The sequence below is a fragment of the Streptomyces sp. SID14478 genome (assembly GCF_010548525.1).
Classification (GTDB): domain Bacteria; phylum Actinomycetota; class Actinomycetes; order Streptomycetales; family Streptomycetaceae; genus Streptomyces.
Map to the genome: position 1 here is coordinate 1 of NZ_JAAGMG010000486.1, position 3,309 is coordinate 3,309.

The 3,309-nt window shown below is 71.9% G+C and carries 4 protein-coding genes; 1 reads left to right on the forward strand and 3 read right to left on the reverse strand.

Features of this window, described 5'->3' with window-relative positions:
• The coding region (locus G3I40_RS16135) for a helix-turn-helix transcriptional regulator (protein WP_164302856.1) at positions 1–255 on the reverse strand (255 nt) is incomplete at its 3' end.
• 137 nt (positions 256–392) lie between these two features.
• Here G3I40_RS16135 and G3I40_RS16140 point away from each other — a divergent pair.
• Positions 393–2,105, forward strand: a complete 1,713-nt coding sequence (locus G3I40_RS16140; protein ID WP_164302857.1) for a cation:proton antiporter — start codon at positions 393–395, stop codon at positions 2,103–2,105.
• A gap of 79 nt (positions 2,106–2,184) precedes the next feature.
• Here the strand turns inward: G3I40_RS16140 and G3I40_RS16145 are convergent, their stop codons facing one another.
• Positions 2,185–2,544, reverse strand: a complete 360-nt coding sequence (locus tag G3I40_RS16145; protein ID WP_164302858.1) for a luciferase family protein — start codon at positions 2,542–2,544, stop codon at positions 2,185–2,187.
• Positions 2,545–2,630: 86 nt separating this feature from the next.
• A partial coding sequence (locus tag G3I40_RS16150) for an SDR family oxidoreductase (protein WP_203644169.1) occupies positions 2,631–3,309 on the reverse strand: 679 nt, incomplete at its 5' end.

Below are 3,309 nucleotides of genomic sequence, written 5' to 3' on the forward strand. Positions count from 1 at the left end.
CTGCGCCAGCGCCAGTACGTCAACGAGCCCGAGGCCCAGCGCGCCGGCCGCGGCGGCGAGCATCTCCGACGAGGCCTCCTTGCGTCCGCGCTCCACCTCGGAGAGATAGGGCATGGAGATCCCGGCGATGTCGGCCACCTGCTGCAGGGTCCGTCCCTGGGCGCGCCGGCGGCGGCGCAGCACGTCCCCCACGACGTGCCGCCACAGCGGCTCCTGGGCGGCGGGGCGGGACCTGCGCGTCTCGTCTCGGGTCACCGGAACAGCGTACGGCGGGCCCGGCGCCAGGTGGCCGGGTTCGCCGAGGGCGATATCGGCGGGCCTCCCGGCGCGCGCCGCACGGGCGGCCACAATGCCCGCATGCACAGAACAGGACACAGCAACCCGGGGTGCGCATGGACGTGACCCTGATCGCGATCGTCGGTGTCGCGAGCATCGTGGCGGTCGCCGCGTTCTCGGAACGCCTGGGCCTGGCCGCGCCGCTGAGCCTCGTCGTGGTGGGCATCGCGCTGAGTTTCGTACCCGGTGTGCCGGTGGTGGAGGTCGAACCCGAGTGGGTGCTGGGCGGGGTGCTGCCGCCGCTGCTGTACTCGTCGGCGGTCAACATGCCGGCGACGGACTTCCGCCGGGACTTCAAGGCCATCACCGGTCTCGCCGTGCTGCTCGTCGCCGTCTCGACGCTGGGCGCGGGCTGGCTGGTGCACATGCTGATGCCGGACATCGGCTGGCCCGCGGCGTTCGCGCTCGGCGCGGTCGTCAGCCCCACGGACGCGGTGGCGGCGACCTCGGTGGGCCGCAAACTCGGCCTGCCGTCCCGCTTGTTGACACTGCTGGAGGGCGAGGGGCTGGTCAACGACGCCTCGGCGCTCGTCCTGCTGCGCTCGGCGGTCGCCGCGATGGCCGGCGCGGTGTCGGTGTGGGGCGTGGCCGGGGACTTCGTCTTCTCGGTGGTCGTCGCCGTGGCCGTCGGACTGGTCGTCGGCCTCGTCAACGTACGCGTCCGGTCGCTGCTCAACGACACCGTCCTCAACACGGCGATCTCCTTCGTGGTGCCGTTCGTGGCGTACGTGCCCGCGGAGGAGCTGGACGCGTCGGGGGTCCTCGCGGTCGTCGTCACCGGTGTGGTGACCGGGCATCAGAGCCCGCGGCTGCTGCGGGCGCAGGACCGCATCGGCGAGAGCATGAACTGGCGCACTCTCGCCTTCCTCCTGGAGAGCGCGGTCTTCCTGTTGATGGGGCTCGGCCTCAAGTCGCTGATCGACGAGGTGCACGCGCACGAGAACGGGCTCGGCGCGGGCCGGGTCCTGCTGTACGGACTCGCGGTGGCCGGGCTCGTCGTCGTGGTCCGGATGGTGTTCGTGGCCCCGCTGGTGGCGATGGTGCGGCGCGATGCGCACAAGGCCGCGAAGGTCAAGCCGTTCATCGAGCGCTGGCAGGAGCGCATGGACACCTTCGACATGAGCGAGCGCTTCACTCCCCGCAAGAAGGCGCGGCTGGAGCGGCGGGTGACGCGGGCCGGCGCGGACATCGCGTTCCGCCTGAACGAGACGCTGGGGTGGCAGGGCGGTGTCGTGCTCGCCTGGTCCGGGATGCGCGGCGCGATCACGGTGGCCGCGGCGCAGACCCTGCCCGAGGACACCCCGTACCGGCCGCAGCTGATCCTGATCGCCTTCGTCGTCGCCGCCACGACGCTGCTGCTGCAGGGGCTGACGCTGCCGTCGGTGATCCGTGTCGTACGGATCCCGGGAGACGATCCGCTGCGGCTGCGCGGGGAGTACGGCAGGTTGGTCGAGGAGTTGTCGACCGCGGCGGCCGGCGCGCTGGACGAGGAGGCGAAGGAGGGGGCGATCGCCCCCGAGATCGTCGACCGGGTACGCGAGGACGTGGTCCGTCCCCCGCGGAACAAGGACGGGGACGAGCCCGATCCCGTCGCGGACAAGATCGCCCGCGACACGTACCTGCGACTGCGCGCACGCGTCATCGACGTGGAGCGCGAGACGCTGCTTGCGGCCCGCACGCACGGCACGTACAGCTCACGGGCGATCACCGGGGTGCAGCACGCCCTCGACCTGGAGCAGGCACGGCTCGAGCAGATGGCCGAGCGCTAGGACCTGTGCCGTTCCGGCAGCTCCTGAAGGCTTGTTCCGTTCCTGGGGGCCCTGGCTGTTCCTGGGGCCCGTCGTGTCTCTAGGAGGCGCGCGGGCGCTCCCAGTCGCACGGGCGGGAGGGGAAGGCGTGGGCGTCGTGCTCCTTGAGGGCGACGCTCACCAGGCTCAGCAGCAGGTGCACGTCCGTGTCGCACTCCAGGAGCACGGTGACCCAGGAGTCGCCTGGCTGGACGCGGACGGCGCTGCTGTGCCGCAGTTGCGGCAGGAGCCGCTGCACCACGGTCGACGTCAGGTACAGATCGGCGCTGTCGTCGGCGTGGAAATGGACGAGTTCGTGGCCCGCCGCGTGGAACGCGTGCCCCACCGAGCACTGGGGCGGGCCACTCACCAGGTTCGGCCATGTCCCGAGTTCGGTCATGGCGCGCTGGGCCGCGGTCATGCCTCCATCCTCGCGCACGCTTCACCTTGAGGACCACCCCCAGCAACCCCCGCTTCCCTGCATGGGGTTGACGCGGCCTCCCCCGTTCACAGCGGGCCGGAGCCGAGCAGCTGGCCGCCGTCGACGACGAGGGTCTCGCCGGTGATCCACCGGGCGCCGTCCCCGGCGAGGAAGGCGACGGCCTCGCCGATGTCCGCGGGTTCACCGATGCGGCCGAGCGGGGTCGCGCCGACGAGCCGCTCCTCGTTCTCCTCCCAGAGGGCCTCGGACAGGCGGGTGCGTACGACGCCGGGCGCGAGGGCGTTCACCCGGATCCCTGGTCCCAGTTCCAGGGCGAGTTGCTTGGTGAGGTGGATGAGGGCGGCCTTGGACACGTGGTAGATCCCGACGTCCTTGGCGACCGAGAGTCCCCCGATGGAGGAGGTGTTGACGATCGCGCCGCCGTGCTCCCCCATCCAGGCCCGCACGGCGAGCGACGTCCACAGGATCGGCGCCCACAGGTTCACGTCCATCGTCTTGGCGAAACGGGCGTGGTCCTGGTCGATGACGGGGCCGTACGCCGGGTTCGTACCGGCGTTGTTGACGAGGATATCGAGGCGCCCGTACGTCGCGACGGTGAAGTCGACACAGGCACGCGCGGCGTCCTCGTCGGTGGCGTGGGCCCCGAATCCGACGGCGCCGCCGCCCAGTTCGCGTGCCGCCTGCTGCGCGCGCCCCTCGTCGCGGGAGGTGACGACGACCTGCGCGCCCCGGTCGCGCAGGGCG

Bases quoted from the DNA above. Each gene is read 5' to 3' on its own strand.
- G3I40_RS16140 (WP_164302857.1), top strand. From the start codon at position 393: ATGGACGTGACCCTGATCGCGATCGTCGGTGTCGCGAGCATCGTGGCG.
- G3I40_RS16145 (WP_164302858.1), bottom strand. From the start codon at position 2,544: ATGACCGCGGCCCAGCGCGCCATGACCGAACTCGGGACATGGCCGAAC.